Source organism: Enhygromyxa salina (genome assembly GCF_002994615.1).
GTDB lineage: Bacteria > Myxococcota_A > Polyangia > Nannocystales > Nannocystaceae > Plesiocystis > Plesiocystis salina_A.
Map to the genome: position 1 here is coordinate 1 of NZ_PVNK01000189.1, position 22,298 is coordinate 22,298.

The following is a 22,298-nucleotide window of genomic DNA, read 5'->3' on the forward strand; positions in this document are numbered from 1 at the left end:
TCATAGATACCCAGCCCCCTTTAGGGGGCCACGCAGACGACTGCGTGCCACATACCAGCCCACCGAGGGAGGGAGCGAAGCGACCGACCGACCTGCCGCGCAGCGGCAGTGCGTGGCAGAGTTGCTGACGCCTGCGGGGGTCATCATAGTTGCCCGGGCGGGAGCTCGAAGGCCATGCAGGTCGCGCCCTCGCGGTATGCGGCCTCGAAGTTGGACAGCGCGCGCAGCTCGGGGTCGAGCTGGTCGACGTCGACCTCGGAGAACCCGAGCTTGTCGGTGAAGAAGTCGGCGGTCTCGCCGGCGATCAGGTGGACCCGGCGGGCGCCGAGGGTCCGTGCCCGGCGCATCACGCTGTCGGCCAGAACCCAGCCCAGGCCCTCGCCGCGACAGCCGGGCGCGACCGCGAGCCCAAACAAGAACGCCCGGTCGCCGACGAGCTGCAAGTGGACGCAGCCGATCAGCCTGGGCAAGGGCACGGTCGCGGCCTCGCGGCGCTCGCGGCTGGGGCGGATCACCAGGCTCTCGATCTGATCGGGGTCGCGCAGGGTCGCCATGCCGCAGCGAACCAGGAGCTCGTCGAGCGCGGGCACGTCCTCGGGCTGGGCGAAGGTCACGGCGTCGCCGAGCGACTCGAGCAGATGGTCGGCGAGGCCGCCAAAGCTGCCCGACGACAGCAACAACACCGTGTCGCCCGGGGCCGCGCGCTCGAGCACCGAGCCGCCGAGGTCGTCGATCGTCGTGAACGCGGTCGCATCGACCCCGCGCTCGCGCAGCGCGTGCCCGAGCGCCGCGGTGTTGAGCAGCTGCCCGTCCGGGACCCGCTCGGGCGCGTAGACCGGGGCCACGTAGACCCGCGTGGCGGCGTCGAAGGCCTTGACGTAGCCAGCGAAGAACACGTCGCGGCGCGACGAGCTCGAGCGCGGCTCGAAGCACACGTGGAGCGAGTGGTCGGGGTAGCGGCGACGGGTGGCCTTGATCGTCAGGTCGACCGCCGTCGGGTGGTGCGCGAAGTCCTGGATCATGCGCACGCCCGCGACGACCCCGAGCAGCTCCTGGCGCCGCTTGACCCCGCGAAACAGCCGGATCGCCTCGGCGAGGCGCTCGACCTCGCAGCCCTCGGCCCGGGCCACGGCGAAGGCCGCCGCGATGTTGGCGAGGTTGTAGGCGCCGCTGAGCAAGGTCGAGAAGCTGCCCAAGAGCTCCCCGCGCTCGAACAGCTCGAAGCTGGTCCGGCGGGACCCCGGACGGCTCGTGACCTTGACGCAGTAGGTTGCGAGCGCCGCGCTGGGCTCCTCGTCGCGCTCGAGCACCTTGTAGGTGACGAGCTCGCCGGTGCAGGCCTGCGCGACCTCGAGCGCGCCCGCGTTGCCGCCGTCGACGACCAGCAGGCCGTCGTCGGGGATCAGGCGCACGAACTCGACGAACGCGTCGCGGACCTCCTCGTAGCTGGCGAAGATGTCGGCGTGATCGAATTCGACGCTCGTGATGATCGCGCGCTGCGGGCGGTAGTGGAGGAACTTCGACTTCTTGTCGAAGAAGGCCGTGTCGTACTCGTCGCCCTCGAGCACGATGCCCTCGCCCTCGCCGAGGTGAAAGCCCCGACCGAGGTTCTGCGGGACCCCGCCGACGAGCCAAGAGGGATCGCGGCCGGCCACGCGCAGCATCCAGGTCAGCAAGCTCGAGGTCGTGGTCTTGCCGTGGGTCCCGGCCACGACCAGCGAGCGCCGCCGACCCAGCAAGCTTCGCGCGAGCATGCTCGGGAAGCTCTCGAGCGCGATGCCTCGGTCGCGGGCCGCGAGCACCTCGACGTGGTCCTTGCGACAGACGTTGCCGACGACCACGCAGTCCGGACCCCAGCTGAGGTTGTCGGCGGCGTAGCCCTCGAACACGGGGATCTTCGCCCGCGCCAGCTGTGTCGACATCGGGGGATAGAGCGGACCGTCGGAGCCGCGGACCTCGTGGCCCGCCGCCGCCAGCAAGCCCGCGAGCGCGCCCATGCCCGTGCCGCCGATCCCGATGAAGTGAACCTTCAAGGAGCCCCCTCCCCCACTCGGATCGGCGAGGCAGCCGTCCCACACTGTCGGATGTTTGCTACTGCATCTGCGCGGGTCGATCCGCGCAGCACCTGCGTGTTTAGCGCGTATTGATACTGAGGCATCCCGGCCAAGGCCGGTGCATTGTGCTCGGCGGGCGACGTTGGTCAAGCGCCGCTTGTGTGACCCCTGTGAAGCGGAATTCGCTGGTTTTGCTCCGCGACCTCCAGCCTGGCGCCGGACCGTCTACCTGTCCCGAATTGGGAACGAGCCTGCGCACTTTCGCGCAACCGCGATCGATATCGCGCACTGAACGGGTCACTGAGAACGAGTTTTCGCGCTTGGTGCGGCGATCGCCCAACTGTCCATTGGACCCAAAAACGCCGGTTTCATCCATTTATGAGGTTCTCCCACAGCTCTGAAAATGCTATAGAGGAGGCGTGGAAGGCGTAGTGACCGAGCAACTCACGGGAACAGAGCGTCGAGCACGTCCTCGGATCTCGGTTGCGATCGAGATCAAGCTCCACGCCCCCGAGCATCACTACATGCTCATGTCCCGGACGATCGACCTGTCGACGCACGGCGCCTTCGTCCGGACCAACCGACCGCTGCCGATGGGCGCGTCGGTCACCGTGTCCTTCAACCGCGGCAGCGACCGCAACCCCCTGATGCTCGACGCCGAGGTCGTGCGCGCTGGAACTGCCGATGGCGGGCGCCAACGGGGCATTGCGCTGCGGTTCAGCGATCTGTCGGATCTCGACGAGATGCTGCTCTCGGAGCTCATCAAGCGTACGCGCTCCTGACCCCGCGTTGGGTTTGGTGGGCTGGCACCTCGACTGTCAGCTGTGAAAACTCAAGCCTTGCGCGTCAGCGTGCGGGCGTGGGCCCACACGCACGACAGCGCGGCGGGGGTGATCCCGGGGATCCGCGCGGCCTGGTGGGTGCTCGACGGGCGGACCCGCGCGAGGCGCTCGGCGGACTCGCGGGTGAGCCCGTCGAGGGCGAAGTAGTCGAGGTCGACCGGCAGCCGGATGTTGCCCGCCTCGCCCCGAATGCGCGCGACCTCGCGACGCTGGCGCTCGAGGTAGCCCGCGTAGGTTCGGCGCGCCCGCGCCTTGGCGACGATCCATGCGGGGGTCGGGCCCGCGCCTGGATCGCGGCCGCGCTCGAGCGCGAGCGCGGCCTCGTCGACGAGCTCGAGGCGGCGACGGACGAGCTCGTGGCGACGATCGTCGATCAACCCGTGGGCGTGGGCGAGGCCAGACAGGCGCGCGTCGGCGTTGTCCTCGCGCAGGAGCAGCCGGTACTCGGCCCGCGAGGTGAACATCCGATAGGGCTCGTCGCAGCCCTGGGTCACGAGGTCATCGACGAGCACGCCCCCGTAGCCCTGATCCCGCTCGATGTGGAGCGGGGCCTGGCCGCGGAGCCACAGCGCGGCGTTGGCCCCGGCGATCAAGCCCTGGATGCCGGCCTCCTCGTAGCCCGAGGTCCCGTTGATCTGGCCGGCGAAGTACAGGCCCGCGTGATCCTTGCTCGACAGCTCGTGGGTCAGGGCCCGGGCGTCGACGGCGTCGTACTCGACGGCGTAGCCGGGCCGGACGATCGCCGCGTCCGCGAGCCCCTCGATCTGGCGCACGAACGCGAGCTGGACCGCGGCTGGCAGGCAGGTCGAGATCCCGTTGGGATAGATCAGCGCGTCCTCGTCGAGGCCCTCGGGCTCGAGGAAGATCTGGTGGCGCGGCTTGTCGGCGAAGCGCACGACCTTGTCCTCGAGCGAGGGGCAGTAGCGCGGACCGACGCCGACGATCTGGCCCGAGTACATCGGCGACTCGTGGAGGTGCTCGCCAATCAGCTCGTGGACGGCCGGGTTGGTGAAGGTGATGTGGCAGCGGACCTCGGGCAGGCGCGCGGGCGCGTCGGGCTCGTCGGGCGCGCAAAAGCGCGGGAAGGGATCGTCGCTGCCCTGGCCCTCGAGCGCGTCCCAGTTGATCGTGCTGCGATCGAGGCGCGGCGGGGTCCCGGTCTTGAGTCGGACGAGACGAAAGCCGAGCCCGCGCAGCTGGCCCGACAGCGTCGTGGCCGGGGCCTCGCCGACCCGGCCGCCGGGGGTCTGCTCGGCGCCCGTGTGCAGGATTCCCCCGAGAAAGGTCCCGGTCGTGACCACGACCGCGGCGGCCTCGATCTGCTCGCCGCTCGCGAGGACCACCGCCTCGACCCGACCGCCGTCGTCGACCCGGACCGCCTCGACGAGCCCCTGCACCGTGGTGACCCCCGAATGCCCGAGCAAGGTCGCCCGCGCGAGCGCGCCGTAGCGGGCCTTGTCGACCTGGAGGCGCGTGGAGTGAACCGCCGGGCCCTTGCTCAGGTTCAGGACCCGACCATGGATCGCGCAGGCGTCGGCGGCCCGGCCCATGAAGCCGCCGAGCGCGTGGATCTCGTGGACGAGGTGGCCCTTGGCGACGCCGCCGACGCTGGGGTTGCAGGGGGTCTGGCCGATCGTGTCGAGGCGCCCGGTCACCACGGTGACCGGGACGCCCACGCGGGCAGCCGCGAACGCGGCCTCGAGCCCGGCGTGACCGGCCCCGACAACCACGACGCGACCGCTGGGGGCGCCGCGGCGGGTCGAACGCGGAGTTGGCTCGGCCCCCTCGGGTGTGCGCGACGAAACCACGACCGCGGAGTGTAACAGCCTGCGCGGCGAGTCAAGGCGTATCCGCGCAGGCAGACAGCTCGACGTGGAAGCTCGCCGACTCGCCCGGGTGGTTCTCGAGCCACAGCTCGCCGCCGTGCTCGCTGATGATCCCGTGGCTGACCGCGAGCCCGAGGCCCGTGCCCTGGTCCCGCCCCTTGGTGGTGAAGAAGGGATCGAAGATCCGCCCGACGATGTCCTCGGGCACGCCGCCGCCCTGGTCCCGCACGCTGAGCCGAACCCAGCTTCGCCCGCCGCGCTCGAAGCTCCGACCGACGATCTCGATCCGCTTGTCGTCGTGGTAATCCCCCCAGCGCCCGCAGACGGCGTCGCGCGCGTTGGTGACCAGGTTCATGATGACCTGCTGGATCTGTTGGACGTGACAGTCGACCGTGGGCAGCTCGGCGGGGATGTCGACGTGCAGGTCGATGTGATCCTTGCGCAGGACCGCGCGGATCAGCGACAGCGTGCCCTCGACGATCGCGTCGAGCTTGGCTGGCGTCGCCACGCGATCGCCCTCTTGGCGCGAGAACGCCAGGAGGTTGCGGACGATCGTCGCGACGCGCTGAGACTCGACGCCGATCTCGTCGGCGAACTCTCGGGTCAGCTCGCTCGCGTCGGGCGAGGTCGAGATCAGCTCGGCGTAGTTCATGATCCCCTGGACGGGGTTGTTGATCTCGTGGGCGACGCCGCTGGCCAGGGTCCCGATCGACTCGAGCCGCTGCTGCTGACGCAAGGTCGCCTCGAGCTCGGCCTGGGTCGCCTCGGCCTCGCGGCGGCGGGTGATGTCGGTTCCGACCGCGATGATCCGCTCGACCCGACCATCGACGACGATCGGCGCGAGCCGGGCCGAGTACCAGCGCGGCTCGGCCCCGACGAAGTTGCCGACGATCTCGAGCTCGCGCAGCTCGGCCTCGTCGATGACCTCGCTCATGGCCACGCGCAGCGCGGGCAAGTACGCGGGGTCGATGAACTCCCCGGCCAGCATCCCGAGCCGCCGGCTGAGATCACGCTCGTGGCCGAGGTGGTTCATGAACTCGATCCGGCCGTCGAGATCGACGAGCATGATCACGTCCGGGAGGCCCTCGACCAGCGAGCGCCAGCGGACCTCGCTCGTGCGCAGCTGCTCGTAGAGCTGGGCGTTCTCGAGCGCAGACGCGGCCTGGGTCACGAGCAGATCGAGGACCTCGAGGCGATCGGCGGTGAAGCTCCCGGGGCTGAGCTTGTTCTCGAGGTAGAGCAGGCCGACGTAGCGCGTCTGCTTGAGGATCGGCACGCACATGGCCGAGCGCACGCCCTCGCGGGCGACGTAGGCGTCGCCGGCGAAGCGCAGGTCGGCGCTGATGTCGTCGAAGAGCGCGGCCTCGCGGGTCCGCTCGACGAAGTGAAGGAGCGAGACCGGCGCCTGGTCCCCGGCCTCGGCGAGCGCGACCGGATCGCGCAGGAAGCTCTGGAGCGGCTGGTCGGCCGAGCAGATCGCGACCATCGCGGTTTGGCCCCCGTGGGTCAGCAGCAGCACCCCCCGATCGGCGCCCGCGTTCTCGAGCGCCAGCGCCATGACCCGCCCGACGACCTCGTCGAGGTGAATGTCGGCCGAGATCGCCTGCGAGGCCTTGAGGATCGTCGCCATGTCGAGGGCGCGCCCGGAGGTCGAGCCCGGCCCACCGCTGCGCGCCGATCCGGCGTGGACCGTCGATCGTGAGTTGCGCGGCTCGGGCCCGGCGCGCTCGCCCTCGGGCGCCCAGGCGCTGGCTGCGTCGCCGCTCAGAAACGGCCACCGACGCTCGAGCGCGACGACCTTGGTCTGCGCCCCCCAGTGTTGGTAGCGCGACCGAGCTTCGCGCAGAGGCCCGAGCGCGAGATCGTCGAGGCCGCGCGCGCGCGCGTGCTCGGCCATGCGCTCGAGCGCGACGGCCTCGGTCATCAGGGCCCGCTGGGCGGCGGCCTCGCGTCGGGCCCGCCCGAACAGCTCGAAGGCCCGATCGATCGGGCCACGGATCGCGGCGAGCTCGGCCTCGAGCAGGGTCGCGCTGGCCTCGAAGCCGACCGTGCCCTGACGCGCGTGGCGGCGCAGGCGTCGGTAGTTGCGCTCGAGCGTCCACAGCAAGCGCGGCCGCTCGAGCAAGCTGGCGCGAGCGTAGAGGGCCGCGGCCAGGAGCCCGCGGACCTCGTAGTAGGCGCCGACCTTCCACGCCCCGCGCAGCTTCTGTTCGAGCTCGCGCTCATGGGCACACAGCGCGTCCCATGCGTCGCGATAGCGCCCGAACAGATACAAGAGCTGGGCCTGGAGCACGAGCATCGACAGCCACGCCCGACGCAGCTCGGGGTCGCGCTCGTGGGCCCCGATCCCGAGCGGATCAGCCTGCGCGAGCGCCCGCTCGTCGCCCGCGAGCATCAGACGAACGAACGCGGCGTGGGCCTCGACCTCGGGCAGCAGCGACCTCGCGCCCCACTGCTGGAGGCGGTGGAGCCCGAGCTCGATCGCCCGCTCCTGCGCGCGCATGTGCAGCCCGGTCGCGAGCCCAAGCGGGACCTGCAGCGCCGTCGTGTATCCGGCGAACTCGATGTCGCCAGCCTCGACCGCCCGCGCGCTCGACTCGCGCAGGGGCGTGAGCGCGTCGGAGTAGGGGCGCCGCCAGCCCGCGACCAGCCACAGCGTGGCGTCCATGCGGTGGCGCATGCACTCGGGCCCCTCGCGCTCCGCGAGCTCGCGGGCGATCTCCAGGACCTCGAGCGCGAGCTCGCGGCGGCCGAGCCCGAACGCCAGCGACGCCGCGAGCTGGGTCAGCGCCAGCGGCCCCGACGAGTGGCGACCGTGGACCAGGAGCAGGTGGACGTGCGTTGCGACCAGCGCGACGTGGAGCGCGACGTCGACGAACTGGGTCGCCGAGCCCAGCGTCATCAGGATCTCCATCGCGGCCTTGGCTGTGGGCTCGTCGGCCCGCGGCCGGGTCGAGAGCTCACGTAGCTCGCGCAGACGCAGGCGCGGGACCAGGCGCAAGACCGCGGCGCCGGCCTCGGCCACGCCGCGCTGGGGCTCGATCTCGTAGCCGAGCTCGCGCAGGCCCGCGAGCCCGGCCTCGACCGCCGCCCGGCGATCGCTGGCGAGGATGTGGCTCTCGACCCGCTTGGACACGATGCGCCCGTAGTCCGCGGGCCCGACCGGTCGGCGCAGCAAGGCCGCGAAGCGACCCTCGGCCTGCTCGCGCTGTCCCGACAGCGCCAGCGCCTGACACAGGCCGAGCTCGAGGCCGAGGCGCAAGGTGTAGCCAATCTCGCCCGGGCCCGGGAACCCGCCGTCGCGCTCGAGCAGCGTGATCCCGGCCTCGAGGTAGCCCGCCGCGGCCACCGCCGCGGCGCCGTTGAGCGCCTTGTAGCCCGCGAGCGCGTTGAGCTCGGCGAGGTTGCTGCGCTCGAACTCGTCCATCTCGTCGAGCAGCAGGTCGGCGCGAGCCGAGGCCGCGGCCGGATCCTCGTCGGCCAGCGGGATCAGCCCGTAGCCCAGGTCGATGTGGTCGACGAGCTCGAACACCGCGTTGGACAGATCGCTGAGGCCGACGCGACCGAAGCGGAAGTGGCCGATCTGGCGATGCAGCAGGCAGCGCCGCTCGAGCGGGACCATGAGGTACGCGACCTCGCGGACCCGATCGTGGGCGAAGGTGTAGCGGCTCGATCCGACCGCCGTCAGCAGCCCCTCGTTGACGAGGCGGACGAGCCCACGACCGAGATCGCGCGAGCCCGCGACGAGCTCGAGGGTCGCGACGTCGAAGCGCGGCCCGATGACCGCGGCCACGGTCAAGAGCTCGCGGGGCCCCTCGTCGAGGCCCGCCAGCTTCTCGGTCATCATCTCGACCAGGTCCTCGGGGATGCCCGCGAGCTCGATCGCCTGCAGGTCCCAGGTCCAGCCCCCGGCGGTCGGTCGCAGCAGCGAGCGTTCGACGAGGTGCGCGAGGAACTGACGGATGAACAGGGGGTTGTGGTTGGTCTTGCGTCCGACGAGCTCGGCCAGCGACGCGACCTCGTCGGGGCTGCGCGCGAGCGAGTCTCCGACCAGCGCCGCGACGTCAGCACGCGCGAGCGGGGCGAGGTCGAGCCACAGCATCTCTTCGCGCTCGCCCACGGCCTCGTCGATGACCTCGCGGATCGGCTCGCCGCCGACGACCTCGTCCATGCGCATGGTCCCGACGATCAGGAGCGCCGCGCTCGGCTCCGCGAGCAGGGTTGCGAGCAGCTCACAGCTGGCCCGGTCGGCCCTGTGGATGTCGTCGAGGGCGAGGACGAGGGGATGCTCGACGCGGGCGAACAGCCCCATCATCCGGACGCAGGCCAACGCGGCGCGGTTGTGAGCCTCGGCCAGACCGACCTCGGGCATCGCCGGCGGCGCCCCGATGATCGCGCGCAGCGTCGGGACCAGCTCACACATCGCGCCGGCGAGCGGACCGAGGGCGTCGATCAGCTCCCGGCGCCAGCGCGCGAGCTGATCGTCGGTCTCGGTCAGGAGCTGGGCGACGAGATCGTTAAACGCGATCACGAAGCCCGCGTAGGGTTTGTCGCTCTGCTCGCGCTCGAACTTGCCGCGGGCGAGGAAGCCCTGACGACCGATGACCGGCTCGGCGAGCTGACCAAACAGCGCGCTCTTGCCGATCCCCGCCGGCCCGGTGATCAGCGCGAAACGAGGCTCGCCCTCTCCGGCCCGGCGGTACTCGCCGACGAGCATCTCGATCTCCTCGCTCCGCCCGTACAGTCGGTGCGGCAGCTGCAGGGTCATCGGCACGTCGGCGAGGCCGAGCTCGAACTCGTCGAGCCGGTGCCCGTCGCGGAGCGCGGCGGCGAGACACCGGAGGTCATGGCCCAGGCCCCGGGCCGACTGGTAGCGTCGCTCCGGGGCCTTCTCGAGCAGCTTCATCACGATCGCCGCGAGCGGCGTGGGGATCTCGGCGCGGAGCCGCTGGGGCGACTCGGGCCGGCGCGCGAGGTGGGCGTGGATGAGCTCGAGGGGGGAGCGGCTCTCGAACGGGCGCCGCCCCGTCAACAGCTCGTAGAGGGTGACCCCGAGCGAGTAGAGATCGCTGCGCAGGTCGACCTCGCGCTGCGTCCGACCGGTCTGCTCGGGCGAGATGTAGGGCAGCGTGCCGTCCACGACCTCGGGGTCGTTGATGCCCTCACGCTCGAGCAGCGCCGAGATGCCGAAGTCGACGAGCGCGACTAGGTGGGTCTCGGGGTCGATCAGGATGTTGGCCGGCTTGATGTCGCGATGGATCACGCGCTGGGCGTGGACATCGGTCAGGATCCGCGCGAGCTGCTGCGCGACATCGAGGACCAGGTCGATCGGCAGCGCTCGATCGTCGGCGTAGTCGCTGATGCTGACCCCGCGGCGACGCTCGAGCACGAGCGTCAGCTGTGTGCCCTGACGCTCGAGCGCCAGGGCCCGCGCGACCCCGTCGACGTGGAGCTCGTGGAGCAGTCGAAACTCGTGCTCGACCCGGGCCTCGACGCCCTCATCCGGGCCGAGCTCGTAGACCTTGATCACGACCTCGAGCTGGTCCTGGTCCCGGACCGCCTCGTAGACCCGCGTCGCCGGCGACGAGCGCAGCAGCCTCTCCGTCCGGTAGCCGTCGAGCAGGAGGTTCACGACGAACCCCGCGCTTCGCTCGACGTAGGTAGCTGGCGTCGACGGTGCAACTTGGCCCCGGCCCAGGTTACACGGCCTCCCGCGCCTCGGCCCACCTAGGCGGCATAGATCTCGGCCGGCATCCCCTGTCTCCCACCGCTCAGATCGGGTATCTCCTCGGTCGTGACCGACGGCTTTGTGGCGATCGTGGGCGCGGGTCCCTGGGACCCCGAGCTGCTGACCCTCGCGGCCCGGGATCGCCTCGCGCGCGCGGACGTCGTCATCGTCGACTACCTCGTGAACCCCGCGGTGCTGATCCACTGCCACCCGCGAGCCGAGATCTTGCAGCGGGTCCGCGGTCCGCACCCGCAACCTGGCCAGGCAAACCGGCCCAGTGACCGGCTCGATCAGGCCCGGGTCAACGAGCTGCTCGTCGAGCACGCGCGGGCCGGGCGCTACGTCGTTCGGCTCAAGGGCGGCGATCCAATGATGTTCGGTCGCGGGGCCGAAGAAGCCCGATACCTCGCGGACCACGGTGTCAGGTTCGAATTCGTGCCGGGCGTGTCGTCTCCGATCGCCGCGCCCGAGGCCGCCGGGATCCCGATCACGCACCGCGATCACACGCCCTCGGTCAGCTTCGTGTCAGGCTACGAGGCCTACGAAAAAGCCGGCCTCACCGTCGCCTGGGAGCACCTGGCCAACAGCGCGGGGACCCTCGTCCTGATGATGAGCGTCAAGAACGCGCGCGCAAACGCTCAGCGCCTCGTCGAGGCCGGACGCAGCCCGAGCACGCCCGCGGCCATGGTGCGCTGGGGCACACGCGGCATTCAGCAGACGGTGGTCGGGACCCTCGCCGACATCGCCGAGCGCGCGAGCGAAGCCGCGATCCGCCCGCCGGCCGTGATGGTCGTCGGCGAGGTCGTCGCCCTGCGCGAGCGCATCCAGTGGCTCGAGCGCCGCCCGCTCTTTGGTCGCCGCGTGGTCGTGACCCGTGCGGCGCGCCAGGCCGGCGGACTCGTCAACCTGCTCACGGCCGAGGGCGCCGACGCCGTCGCGTTTCCCTGCCTCGACTTCGTGCCCGCCCCGCCCGACCAACGCCGCGCCCTCGAGCGCGCGCTGCTCGAGATGCGCGAGCGCTTCACCGGGGTGATCGTGTCGAGCCCCAACGGCGTCCACGCCCTCGTCGAGGCCCTCGCGCGGGTCGAGCTCGACGCCCGGATCTTCGCGGGCAAAGAGATCGCCGCGATCGGTACCGGGACCGCGGAGCGCCTGATCGAGCGCGGCCTCCGGCCCGACGTCGTGCCCTCCCGCGCCCGCGCCGAGGGCCTGATCGACGCCCTGCGCGAGCGCGGGTCTCTCGGTGCCAGCTGGCTGCAGATCCGCGCCGACGAGGGCCGCGCGCTGCTCGGCGAAGCGATCGCCGAGGCCGGCGGCGAGCTCGAGCTCATCGTCGGCTACACGACGATCCGGCCCTCGGTCTCGCCGCTGCTCCTGGCCTCGCTCCAAGCTGTCGACGAGGGCGGCGAGGGCTACGACGCGATCTGCTTCGCCAGCGGTCGGACCGCCCGACACTTCGTCGAGGCCACGACCGAGGCCTTCGGCGAAGCCCGGGCCCTCGCCCACCTCGCGCGGGCCAAGGTCATCGCGATCGGCCCCGTGACCGCCGACGCGATCACGGCCCTCGGCGTCCGCGTTGACGCCGTCGCCGAGCGCCAGAGCGACGCCGGGCTCCTCGACGCGGTCCTGCGCACGCTCGGGTCAAAGACCTGACTCCCCCACTTGGGCAGATCGATGCCGTTGGCATCCCGCCGCGCGTGCGCGAGGATGGAGCCATGGCTGACGAGCAAGACATCCATGAGTATCCGGGCGAGCAGGTCGACGTGCGCTGGGACCGACGCCTGTGCATTCACGTCGGCGAGTGCGGCCGCGCCGAGGGTGAGCTCTTCGTCGGTGGGCGCGCGCCGTGGTGCGATCCCAACGTCGTCGGCGACGATGTCGAGCACGTCGTCGACGTCGTCGAGCGCTGCCCGACCGGCGCGCTGACCTACATCCGCAAACAAGGCGGCGCGACCGAGGTCGCGCCCGGTCGCAACCAGGTCGTGGTCGCCAACGACGGCCCGCTGTACCTGAGCGGCGACCTCGCGATCGACGGCGCGAGCGAAGACATGGCCGGCGTCCGCTTCCGCGCGGCCCTGTGTCGCTGCGGCGCCTCGAAGACCAAGCCCTTTTGCGACAACAGCCACCGCGAGCTCCGCTTCGAAGACCAGGGCGCCGTCGGGTCCACGGGTGAGCCCTCGATCGAAGAGGGCGGCCGCCTCGAGGTCAAGCGCGCGCCCAACGGACCGCTGCTGGTCAACGGCAGCTTCACGATCGTGGGCGGCTCCGGGCGCGTCGCGTGGCGCGGCACTCGGGCGGCCCTGTGTCGCTGCGGGGCCTCGAAGAACAAGCCCTTTTGCGACGGCGCGCACAAGGCCATCGGGTTTCAGGCTGACTAGCAGCCCGGGGTGCTAGCCCTGAATCAAGCGCTGCGCGCTCGACTCAGGTCTTCTGATCTTCAAGGGGCCTTTCAAAAAGGCCCCTCGCTCCGGCGGCGAAGCCCCCTCCGCTCACCCCAAACGCTCGCCTCACGGCCACAACGGTGACGTTGTACCAAGAGCCTCTTGCACCCCAGATGGCGAGGCGACGGCCCGAACTCGGACCTCCTGCGGCCGGGCGCGGAGCCTGACGGCCACGATGCAGTTTCATCAACGAGTTCGAGGTACCCGCCACAAAACCCAAAACGGACTCCGGGCACGCGAACAAGACGAAAAGGTTGCGTCGCCCGAGCCCAAAAACAAGCATTTCAATTACAAGTATTCATGATACCTGTCCCACGCACGCGAGCCGATCACCGCGCCACCCGCCACACGGTCGACCGCGAGACCCGAAAGACAGGACCCCATGAACGAACCACTCGAGATCACCCCAGAGACCTTCCACGGCTGGCAGCTCGACCCCATCATCGACGAGCTGCTCGCCTCCGAGCCCACCTCGCGCGAGGGCAAGTCGGCGCGGACGCTCGCCAAAACCCCTGCGCTGACCGTCGTGCTGACCGTCCTGCGCCAGGGCCAGCAGCTCCACGAGCACCGCGCCCCGGCGCCCGCCCTGGTCGTCCCGCTCCGGGGCGAGGTCGTGTTCGAACACGACAACGAGAGCGCGACGGTCGGGGTCGACGGGCGCCAGGTGCTCGCGATGGGACAGGGCCAGACCCACAGGGTCGAGGCCCGGACCGACAGCGCGTTCTTGCTGGTCCTGGGACCTCGCCAGTGAATGAAGTCCTTCGTGCCAAGGCCGAGCTCCGCCCGAAGCTCGCGCGGCGGGCCGAACAGATCCCCCCGGACCGCCGCGACGCCGCCGAGCCACGAATGCGGGCGCTCGCCCTCGCGCTGCCCGAGATCCGCGACGCGAAGGGCGTGATGGTGTGCCTCTCGTTCGGCACCGAGCCCCAGACCCGCGCCCTGATCGAGGCCCTCCAAGCCGAGGGCAAGGCCGTCTACCTGCCTCGGGCCGACCGCCGCGACAGGCAGCTGCACCTGCACAGGTGGCCGTGTGAGCTGCGAACGCTCAGCTTTGGCCTCGACCAACCAACTCGCGCCTCGCCCCAGCTCGCGGCCGAAGAGATCGAGACCAAGGTCGACGTGGCCATCATCTTGGGCCTGGGCTTCGATGCGTCGGGCATCCGCCTCGGCCACGGCAGCGGCTACGTCGACCGCTTCCTCACCGCCCACCCGCTGCCCGCGATCGGGCTGAGCTTCGAGACCCTGGTGGTCCCCACGCTGCCCCGGGCCACCTACGACGTGCCGATGACGGCCCTCGTCAGCGAAGACCGCGTCCTGCGTCCGGCCGCCGACCCCCGCGAGGCGCTGCGCGAGTGGCTGTCCCTCGACCACCGCGAGATCGACAGACAGCTCAACGAGGCCCTCGCCGGAGCTGGCTTCGATCCCTCGGCCTTTGCTCGGTTCCGCGAGCGACTCTTGCGCCACATTGGGATCGAGGAGCGGCTCCTGTTCCCGGCCGTCCGCAGCCGCGATCCCGAGCGAGAGGCCCAGCGGCTCGCGAACCTCCGCATCGAGCACGCCGCGCTCACGACCCTCCTGGTCCCGACCCCGGACCGCGCCCTCGCTGCCGAGATCCAGACCCTGCTCGTCGGTCACAACGAGTCCGAGGAGGGGCCCGAGGGGGTCTACGCCAGCTGCATCGCGGCCCTCCACGACGACGACGCCCGCCAGCTTCTCCACGCCGCCAGGGCGCGCAGGCCCGTACCCACGACGAGCTACTTCGATGGCCAGGCGACGGTGCGGACCGCCGCCGAGGCGCTGGCCAAGGCTCGGCGATCTCGGCGCTGACTTCGGCTTTGGTCTCGGCGCCGATCTCAGGGCCGATCTCAGGGCCGGCCTCAGCTTGGGGACCCGAGCAGGTAGCGCTCGAGCCCCTTGCGCGCCTGCCCGCGGACCTTGCTGCGAAGCATGGGCGTCCACCCGAGCAGCCAGCCCGGGAGCCCGAGGGCCTGCCGCGACCAGCGGTAGAAGTCGAAGTGGTCGCGGTGCTCGATGATCTTGCCGTCGGCGAAGCGCAGCTCGGCGTCGATCACGTTGTGGACCTGGCGACCCGTGGCGGAGAACAGATAGCGCGCCTCCCAGTGGGCCGAGCCGCGATCCCCCTCGGCCTCGACCGCGGAGAACTCGAGCGAGAAGTCCTGGGCGCGGGCGCACAACATCCTCCACATGCCAGCCGCCTCGCGGGCGTCGAGATCGACGAACACCGGATCCGAGAAGCGAAGCTCGGGGTGGTAGCAGGCGATCATGCCCTCGGCGTCGCCCTTGGCGAACGAGGTGTAGAAGCGCTCGATGAGCTCGGTGTGGGTCGGCACGAGGAGAATCTAGCAGCGAGGGACCTTTCCGAAAGGCCCCTCGAAGACGAGGTCGAGCTGGTTTTTGACCCCCGCGGCCGTCAGCGACCCTGCCACTGCAGCGAGGCCCTCCCCTGCCCGAGCTCTACCCCGCCGCGACCAGGTCCGCGATCGCCCGCTTGGTGAACACCGCGAACATCTGCCGGCGGTACGGGGCCTCGTAGGGCACGTTCTCGAGCGGCTTGCACTGCTTGTGAACCGCGGCGGCGACGATGCTGGTGAGCGCCGGATCCGACAGCTTCTTGCCGATCGCGTCGTCGAGCTTGGCGACGATCCGCGGCTTGGCCCCGAGGACCCCCGCGACGATCTTCAGACCGGTGACGGCGGCGTCGACATCGTCGGACGCGAGGTCAAAGCGCAGCGCGACCGAGACGAGGGGAAAGTCGATGCTCTTGCGCACCGTCCACTTGGCGTAGGCGCTGCGCCGCGGGCCGCTCGCCAGGGGCACGCGGAGCTTGGTCGTGATCTCGGCGTCCTCGCGGACCGTGTGGCGGAGGCCGTCGGCCTTGTAGTACTTCGCGGCCGGGACCACGCGCTCGCCCTGCGGCCCGGCGAGCACGACCTCGGCGTCGAGGCTGATCAGGACCGGGGCGCAGTCGCTGCTGAGCGCGGCCACGCAGTTGCGGCCGCCCGGGACCACGTGACACACCTCGCCCTCGGACTTGAGGCAGCCGCCGCCGATCGCCTGGCGCCAGAACTTGGTCTGGTTGACGTAGCGGCAGCGCGTGTCGAGGTTGAGGTTGCCGCCGATCGTGCCCATGTTGCGGATCAGCGGGCTCGCAACGGTGCCCGCGGCCGCGGCCAGGCTCGGGAAGTGCTCGCGCACGAGCGGGTCCTCGCTGAGCTCGGTCAGCGTGACCCCAGCGCCGATCTCGAGCGCCGGCCCGACCTCGGTGCTGACCTCGGAGATGGCGCGGAGCTCGGCGACCTGCGCGAGGCTGATCAACATCGCGGGCTGCTCGAGCTGATGCTTGAGGTTGGGCAGCAGATCCGTGCCCCCCGCGACGATCCGCGCGCCGGGGTTGTCGCGCAGCAGCGCGACGACCTCGTCGATCGCGCTCGGCAGCTCGACGCCAAACTGAGGCAGACGCAACATCAGGCGCTCCTCCGATCCGACTGGTCCGGGCGACCACGGCCGGCCTTGAAGATCGGCAGCTCGTCGGCGTCCTCGCGCAGGCGGCGGGCCTCGATCGCGGCCAGGACCTTCGGCGGCGTGAACGGCAGCGCGTCGAGGCGGACACCGACGGCGTCGTAGATCGCGTTGGCGATCGCCGGGATGCTCGGGTGCAGCGGCCCCTCCCCGGCCTCCTTGGCCCCGTAGGGCCCCTGGGCGTCGGGGGCCTCGACGATCAGCGCGTGGAGCTCGGGCGTATCGAGAAAGGTGGGCATGCGGTAGTCGAGCAGGCTTGGCCCGATGTGGACCCCGTTGTGACCCGGGTCGACGTCGTGGCGCTCCATCAGCGCCTCGCCGAAGCCCATGTAGGCCGAGCCCTCCATCTGGCCCTCGACGATCCGCCGCGACAGGGCCTTGCCGCAGTCGTGCGCGACCCAGATGTGCTTGACCTCGACCACGCCCGTGTCGGGATCGACCTCGACCTCGGCGACGTGGGCGGTGAAGCTGTAGGCCGGCGACGCGCCGATCGTCCCGCCGCGGTAGTCCCCGTGGCGATCTTTGGGCGTGTTGTAGTTGCCGACCTCGCCGAGGAGGCCGTTGTCGGCCTCGGCCCAGTTGAAGGCCTCGGCGATCGGCACGCTGCGCGAGGGGTCCTCGAGATCCATGGCCCGCCGCTCGATCAGCGTGACCCGGCGGCTCGGGATCTCCCAGCGCTTGGCGACCGCGGCCCGGACCTTGCGGCGCAGCTTCTGGGCCGCGTCGAGGCAGGCGTTGCCGACCATCAAGGTGATCCGCGAGCTGTAGGCGCCCAGATCGACCGGGCACAGATCGGTGTCGGCCGAGAGCACCCGGATGTCGTCGAGCGCGAGCCCGAGCTCCTGGGCGACGATGACCGCGAGCATCGTGTTGCTGCCCTGGCCGATGTCGTTGGCGCCCGAGAACACCCGCGCGCGGCCGCTGCGATCGAGGCAGACCTGGACCGCGGCCTGGGGCATCTCGTTGGGGTAGATCGGGTAGTTGGTGCCCGAGATGTAGGTGCTCCCGGCCACGCCGAGGCCGCGGCCATAGGGCAGCTCGGCCCGGCGCCGGGTCCAGTCCGAGGCCGCCTCGACCCGCGCGAGACACTCGAGAAAGCCGTTGCTGCCGATCTTGAACTCGTTGACGGTCACGCCCTCGGGCCCGATGTCGTTGCGGCGGCGCAGCTCGATCGGATCGATGCCGAGCTCGACGGCGGCCTTGTCGAGCTGGACCTCGATCGCAAAGCGGGGCTGGACCGAGCCGTGGCCGCGCTTGGGCCCGCACGCGGGCTTGTTGGTGTAGGCCCGGGTCGAGTGGAAGCGGTAGGCCGGGAACTCGTAGGGCGCGCACAGCAGCTGGCCCGAGTAGTAGGTCGTGACCAGGCCGAAGCTCGAGTAGGCGCCGCCGTCGATGAAGGTCTTGGCCGAGACCCCGGTGATCGTGCCGTCGCGGCGGAACCCGGTCTCGTAGCGCATCCGCATCGGGTGGCGGCCGCGGTGGCTGTAGAACACCTCTTCGCGGGTGTAGAGGCACTTGACCGGGCGCTTGGTCCGGATCGCCAGCAAGGCGACGCAAAACTCGAGGTCGAAGGGCTCGGACTTGCCCCCGAACGCGCCGCCGAGCGGCGGCTGGATCACCCGGATCGTCGCGGCCGAGCGCCCGAGGACCTTGGCCAGCTCGCGGTGCAGGTAGTGCGAGACCTGCGTCGCCGACCAGACCGTGAGCGTGCCCTTGGGCTCGACCATGGCGACGGCGCAGTGGGGCTCGATCGCGCCGTGGGTCGTGCCCTCGAAGTAGTAGTCGCCGGCGACGACGACGTCGGCCTCGGCGAGGCCCTTGTCGACGTCGCCGAACTCGAGCACGACCTTCTTCGACAGGTTGCCGCGCTTGGCGTAGGGGTTGATCTTGTGCTCGCCCGCGAGCGCGGCCTCGGGATCGTAGTAGGCCGGGAGCGGCTCGTAGAGGACCTCGATCGCCTCGCACGCGGCGTTGGCTGTGTCCTCGTCGACGGCGGCCACGGCCGCGACCCCGTCACCGACGAAGCAGACCTTGGCGACGGCGAGCGCGGTCTCGTCGGGCGTCCACGGGATGATGCCGTAGGGCGTCGACAGATCCTCGCCCGTGATGACCGCGTGGACGCCGTCCATCGCCTCGGCCCGGCTGGTGTCGATGCGCAGGATCTTGGCGTGGGGATGGGGGCTGCGCAGGATCTTGCAGTGCAGCATGCCCGGGAGCTTGATGTCGTCGGTGTAGCGGGTGACGCCCCGCATGCGCTCCATCGCGTCGACCTTGCGGTGCGACTTGCCGAGCTGCCACTCGACCTCGGGTTCGGCTTGGTCTGTCATCCTCGCTCCTCAGGTGCCCGTTGACTGCTCGGGTTGCTCACGCTCGGCATGGAGCTGCTCGCTCGCGTCGACGACCGCGTCGATGATCTTGGTGTACCCGGTGCAGCGACACAGGTTGCCGGCCAGCGCCTCGCGGACCTGCTCGCGGGTCACCACGCCGCCGACCTTGCGCAGCAGCGCCTCGGCGCTCATCAGGATCCCGGGGGTACAAAAGCCGCACTGGGCCGCGTCCCAGCGATCGAAGGCGTCCTGCAGCGGGTGGCAGCCCTCGACCGCCTCGGGCGCCCAACCGAGCCCCTCGACTGTACGAATGTCGCGCGACTGCGCAGCCGCGGCCAGGGTCAGACACGCGAGCACGGGCTCGCCGTCGATCTGCACCGTACAGGCGCCGCAGTCGCCCTTGTCGCAGCCCTGCTTGCTCCCGATCAGATCGAGGCGGTAGCGGAGCACCTCGAGCAGGGTCCAGTGGGCAGGGGCGGCGACGTGGGCCGGCTCGCCGTTGATGCGCAAGGACAGGAGCGCCTCGACCATGCGGGTAGGTTCGCGCCCGCCCTCGCGCTTCGCAAGGCAAAGGCCGGGCGCGGGCAGCCCGTGGTGCAACGCATCGCGGCTCCTCGCGCCAGAATTTCCGTCGAGGGTGCGGAGCCAAAACGCAGCTGTACCGGGCGTACTGCAAGTTCTGGCGACAAAGCCTCGGCGAGGAGGCCAAGCGAGGTCGCGTGAGGCATTGCACCACGGGCTGCTAGGCGTGCGTAAGCTCTGACCGTCCACTATCTTGGTTCGCGACGCCCGCGCAGCCGCGGGCGTGGCCGCCCATGCCCGCACTCCGCGTTCGACGCCCGCGCCGTCCCAGGCAGCTCCTGCTCGGGCTGCTGATCGCGCTCGCGGGCTGCCAGCAGATCACCCGCGCCAACGACGACGCTGACGACGACTGGGAGCCACCCGAGATCCCGTGGTGGGAGGACGGGCCCGAGACCGGCGGTGACGACGATCCGAGCGGCGACGGCGACGGCGACGACGGCGACCCGGGCCCGGCCAAGCTCGACATGCCCGACCAGCCGCCCGCGGCCGCGTGCAGCGTCGTCGATCTCCTGTTCGTCATTGACAACTCCAACAGCATGGTCGCCGAGCAGGCCAACCTCATCGCCAGCTTCGACGGGTTCATCTCGGGCATCCAGGCCAACCTCGACGAGGCCAACGACTATCACGTCGGCGTGGTCACGACCGACGCCTACGGCCTCAACCAAGACGGCTGTCGCGAGCTCGGCGCGCTCGTGACCCACAGCGCCGCCGGAGCGTGCGGGCCGTGGACCGCCGGCCGCTTCATCTCGCTCGCCGACGAGCTCGGCCCCGCGTTCACCTGCGCCGCAAATGTTGGCGTCGACGGCGACACCGACGAGCGCCAGATCGACGCCGCCTTGCGGGCGATCGGCCCCGAGCTCGGGGCGCCCGGCGGCTGCAACGAGGGCTTCATCCGCGACGACGCCCTGCTCGTCCTGGTCGTGATCACCGACGAGGACGACGGCGCGGCCTTCAACGAGGGATCGGCCGGGGGGCCCGTCGATTGGTACGCCAAGATCGTCGCGCGCAAGGGCGTCGAGTCGAACGTGGTCGTGCTCGCGCTCGCCGGGCTGCCGCCGCCCAACCAGTGTGACAACAACCTCCCCTTCGAGGGCGCACAGATCACCTATCGCATCGAACAGTTCATCGAAAAATTCACCTACGGTGACATCGGGGACGTGTGCGCTGACGACTACTCCGAGTTCTTCGCCAACTCGCTCTCGATCATCCACGACGCGTGTCTCAATTTCACGCCCGAGGGCTGATCTGAGCTGGATCTGCGCCCCATCTCAGCGAACCGACCTTGCGACCAGTTGCGCGCAGACCCTCGACCCCTTAGGGTCCGCCCCGCATGAGTGGAGCACGCAAGAGCGCGGTCAAGAGCTTCGAGGTCTATCGGCGCGATAACGGCCGTACGGGGATCGTTCGCACCCTCCACCATGACCCCCACAGCGGCCGCAGCTGGGTGACCGAAGTCCACGAGAAGAGCGGAGCCGGAGACGACTCGCTGCGGATCGAGACCACGACCGAGCTCGCCGACATGGACCCCGAAGACCAGACCCGCTACGAGCTGCGCCTGCGCAACGAGCTCGAGGCCGAGCAGGCCGCCCTGCCCCCGGTCTGATCTCCCACGAGCGAGCAACCGGACGCGTAGCGACCTCACGTGGCATAGTGCCCCGTGGCGACGGGGGGACCAAAACCACCTGCCCAAAAGCCCCTCGCCGCGCGGCTCGGGATCCTCTCGGTCTTCTACCTGGTCCAGGGCCTGCCCTTCGGCTTCCAGGCCAAGGCGCTGCCGGTCTACCTCGCGACCCACGGCCTGTCGCTGACCCACATCGGCTTCGCGGGCGCGGTCTCGGCCCCGTGGCTGCTCAAGCCCTTGTGGGCGCCGCTCGTCGACCGCTTTGGCAGCGCGCGCTTCGGCCGGCGACGCAGCTGGATCGTCCCGCTTCAGGCCGCGCTCGCCAGCACCTGCCTCGGGCTCGCGTTCGTCCCGGCCGAGGCGCTGCTGCTCTTCCTGGCCATGATCGCGCTGACGAACCTGTTCGCCGCGACCATGGACATCGCCGTCGACGGCCTCGCGATCGACATGCTCGCGCCCGAGGAGCTCGGCTGGGGCAACATCGCCCAGGTCGTGGCCTACAAGGTCGGGATGCAGATCGGCGGCGGGATCTTGCTGTGGGCCAGCCAGTGGATCGGCTGGCGCGGCCTATTCGAGGCCATGAGCGCGCTGATCTTCGTCGCGCTGATCGTGACCCTGATCTGGCGTGAGCGCGGCACCGCGCCGAGCCCCAGCGAGAGCCCCCCGGCGGCCCGGGCCAGCGTCCGCGCGATGCTCTCGACCCTGTACAAGGCCCTCGCCAGCCCCGGCGGCCTCGCGCTGCTGGCGGTCGTCGCGACCTACAAGATCGGTGAGTCGGTCAGCGACGCGATGTTCGAGCCCTTCTTGGTCCGCTACGCCAGCTGGGGCGAGGCCCGGATCGGCCTGATCCTCGGCGTCTACTGCATGTTCTTCTCGCTCGCGGGGTCCTTCCTCGGCGGGTGGCTGGCCACGCGGGTCGGGATCTATCGCGCGCTCGTGGGCTTCGCGATCGCGCGCACGCTCTCGATCGGCGCGATCGTGTGGCTCGCGAGCCTGGCCCCCGGGGCGATCGGCGACACCGAGGTCGTGCTCGCCAAGGGCCTCGAGGAGCTCGCGGGCGGCGGGCTCACGACCGCCATGTTCGCGTTCATGATGAGCCGCGTGGACCGGCGGATCGGCGCGACCCACTACACCTTGCTCGCCGGCGTCGAGGTCCTCGGCAAGGCGCCAGGCGGGCTGCTCTCGGGGGTCTTGGCCGACGCGCTCGGCTTCGTCGGGACCTTCGCTACCGGGCTCGGGATCTCGCTCGTGTGCCTGCCGCTGCTGGCGCTCGTGCGCCAGCGACCAAGCGCCCGACCCGACTCGGCTTCGGCTTAGCCCGTGCGCCGAAGTCCGGG

The 22,298-nt window shown here is 70.7% G+C and carries 15 protein-coding genes; 8 read left to right on the forward strand and 7 right to left on the reverse strand.

Going from position 1 to position 22,298, the window contains the following annotated elements:
* Nucleotides 1-143: 143 nt before the first annotated feature.
* Nucleotides 144-2,033, reverse strand: coding sequence for a GNAT family N-acetyltransferase (locus ENSA5_RS22040; protein WP_106393663.1), 1,890 nt, complete (start codon nt 2,031-2,033; stop codon nt 144-146).
* A gap of 440 nt (nt 2,034-2,473) precedes the next feature.
* Between ENSA5_RS22040 and ENSA5_RS22045 the strand changes: the two genes are divergently transcribed.
* Nucleotides 2,474-2,836 (forward strand): PilZ domain-containing protein, encoded by a 363-nt coding sequence (locus tag ENSA5_RS22045; protein WP_106393664.1) that lies wholly within the window; start codon nt 2,474-2,476, stop codon nt 2,834-2,836.
* A 50-nt stretch (nt 2,837-2,886) separates the two neighbouring features.
* Here ENSA5_RS22045 and mnmG read toward each other — a convergent pair whose 3' ends face one another.
* Nucleotides 2,887-4,704: a tRNA uridine-5-carboxymethylaminomethyl(34) synthesis enzyme MnmG gene (gene mnmG / locus ENSA5_RS22050; protein ID WP_219906831.1), complete on the reverse strand. Its 1,818-nt coding sequence runs from the start codon at nt 4,702-4,704 to the stop codon at nt 2,887-2,889.
* A gap of 31 nt (nt 4,705-4,735) precedes the next feature.
* The gene (locus tag ENSA5_RS22055; RefSeq protein WP_181198021.1) at nt 4,736-10,354 is read right to left on the reverse strand and encodes a protein kinase domain-containing protein; all 5,619 of its coding nucleotides are present in this window, start codon (nt 10,352-10,354) and stop codon (nt 4,736-4,738) included.
* 162 nt (nt 10,355-10,516) lie between these two features.
* Between ENSA5_RS22055 and cobA the strand changes: the two genes are divergently transcribed.
* The 4 genes from cobA (at nt 10,517) to ENSA5_RS22070 (ending at nt 14,718) form a co-directional block, all read left to right on the forward strand.
* Nucleotides 10,517-12,103 (forward strand): uroporphyrinogen-III C-methyltransferase, encoded by a 1,587-nt coding sequence (gene cobA, locus ENSA5_RS36245; RefSeq protein ID WP_146155982.1) that lies wholly within the window; start codon nt 10,517-10,519, stop codon nt 12,101-12,103.
* Nucleotides 12,104-12,165: 62 nt separating this feature from the next.
* Nucleotides 12,166-12,828, forward strand: coding sequence for a CDGSH iron-sulfur domain-containing protein (locus ENSA5_RS22065; protein WP_106393695.1), 663 nt, complete (start codon nt 12,166-12,168; stop codon nt 12,826-12,828).
* A gap of 445 nt (nt 12,829-13,273) precedes the next feature.
* Nucleotides 13,274-13,642: a cupin domain-containing protein gene (locus ENSA5_RS38020; RefSeq protein WP_181198022.1), complete on the forward strand. Its 369-nt coding sequence runs from the start codon at nt 13,274-13,276 to the stop codon at nt 13,640-13,642.
* Nucleotides 13,639-14,718: a 5-formyltetrahydrofolate cyclo-ligase gene (locus tag ENSA5_RS22070; protein ID WP_181198023.1), complete on the forward strand. Its 1,080-nt coding sequence runs from the start codon at nt 13,639-13,641 to the stop codon at nt 14,716-14,718. The genes ENSA5_RS38020 and ENSA5_RS22070 overlap by 4 nt, the downstream gene beginning before the upstream one ends.
* Nucleotides 14,719-14,768: 50 nt before the next feature.
* Here ENSA5_RS22070 and ENSA5_RS22075 read toward each other — a convergent pair whose 3' ends face one another.
* The 4 genes from ENSA5_RS22075 to ENSA5_RS22090 form a co-directional block, all read right to left on the reverse strand.
* Entirely contained in the window at nt 14,769-15,242 is a 474-nt protein-coding gene (locus tag ENSA5_RS22075) for a nuclear transport factor 2 family protein (RefSeq protein ID WP_106393668.1), read from the reverse strand.
* 124 nt (nt 15,243-15,366) lie between these two features.
* Nucleotides 15,367-16,377 carry an FAD binding domain-containing protein gene (locus ENSA5_RS22080; RefSeq protein WP_106393669.1) on the reverse strand — a complete coding sequence of 337 codons (1,011 nt, stop codon included), beginning with the start codon at nt 16,375-16,377 and terminating at the stop codon, nt 15,367-15,369.
* Nucleotides 16,377-18,758: a xanthine dehydrogenase family protein molybdopterin-binding subunit gene (locus ENSA5_RS22085; RefSeq protein ID WP_106393670.1), complete on the reverse strand. Its 2,382-nt coding sequence runs from the start codon at nt 18,756-18,758 to the stop codon at nt 16,377-16,379. Before ENSA5_RS22085 ends, ENSA5_RS22080 begins: the two co-directional genes overlap by 1 nt.
* A 9-nt stretch (nt 18,759-18,767) precedes the next feature.
* Entirely contained in the window at nt 18,768-19,289 is a 522-nt protein-coding gene (locus ENSA5_RS22090) for a (2Fe-2S)-binding protein (protein WP_106393671.1), read from the reverse strand.
* A gap of 284 nt (nt 19,290-19,573) precedes the next feature.
* Between ENSA5_RS22090 and ENSA5_RS22095 the strand changes: the two genes are divergently transcribed.
* The 3 genes from ENSA5_RS22095 to ENSA5_RS22105 all read left to right on the forward strand — a co-directional run bounded on the left by ENSA5_RS22095 (nt 19,574) and on the right by ENSA5_RS22105 (nt 22,278).
* The gene (locus tag ENSA5_RS22095) at nt 19,574-20,584 is read left to right on the forward strand and encodes a hypothetical protein (protein ID WP_106393672.1); all 1,011 of its coding nucleotides are present in this window, start codon (nt 19,574-19,576) and stop codon (nt 20,582-20,584) included.
* 86 nt (nt 20,585-20,670) lie between these two features.
* A complete protein-coding gene (locus ENSA5_RS22100) occupies nt 20,671-20,943 on the forward strand; it encodes a hypothetical protein (RefSeq protein ID WP_106393673.1) in 273 nt (90 codons plus the stop codon).
* A 54-nt stretch (nt 20,944-20,997) separates the two neighbouring features.
* A complete protein-coding gene (locus ENSA5_RS22105; protein ID WP_258182963.1) occupies nt 20,998-22,278 on the forward strand; it encodes an MFS transporter in 1,281 nt (426 codons plus the stop codon).
* The last annotated feature ends 20 nt before the right edge of the window (nt 22,279-22,298 follow it).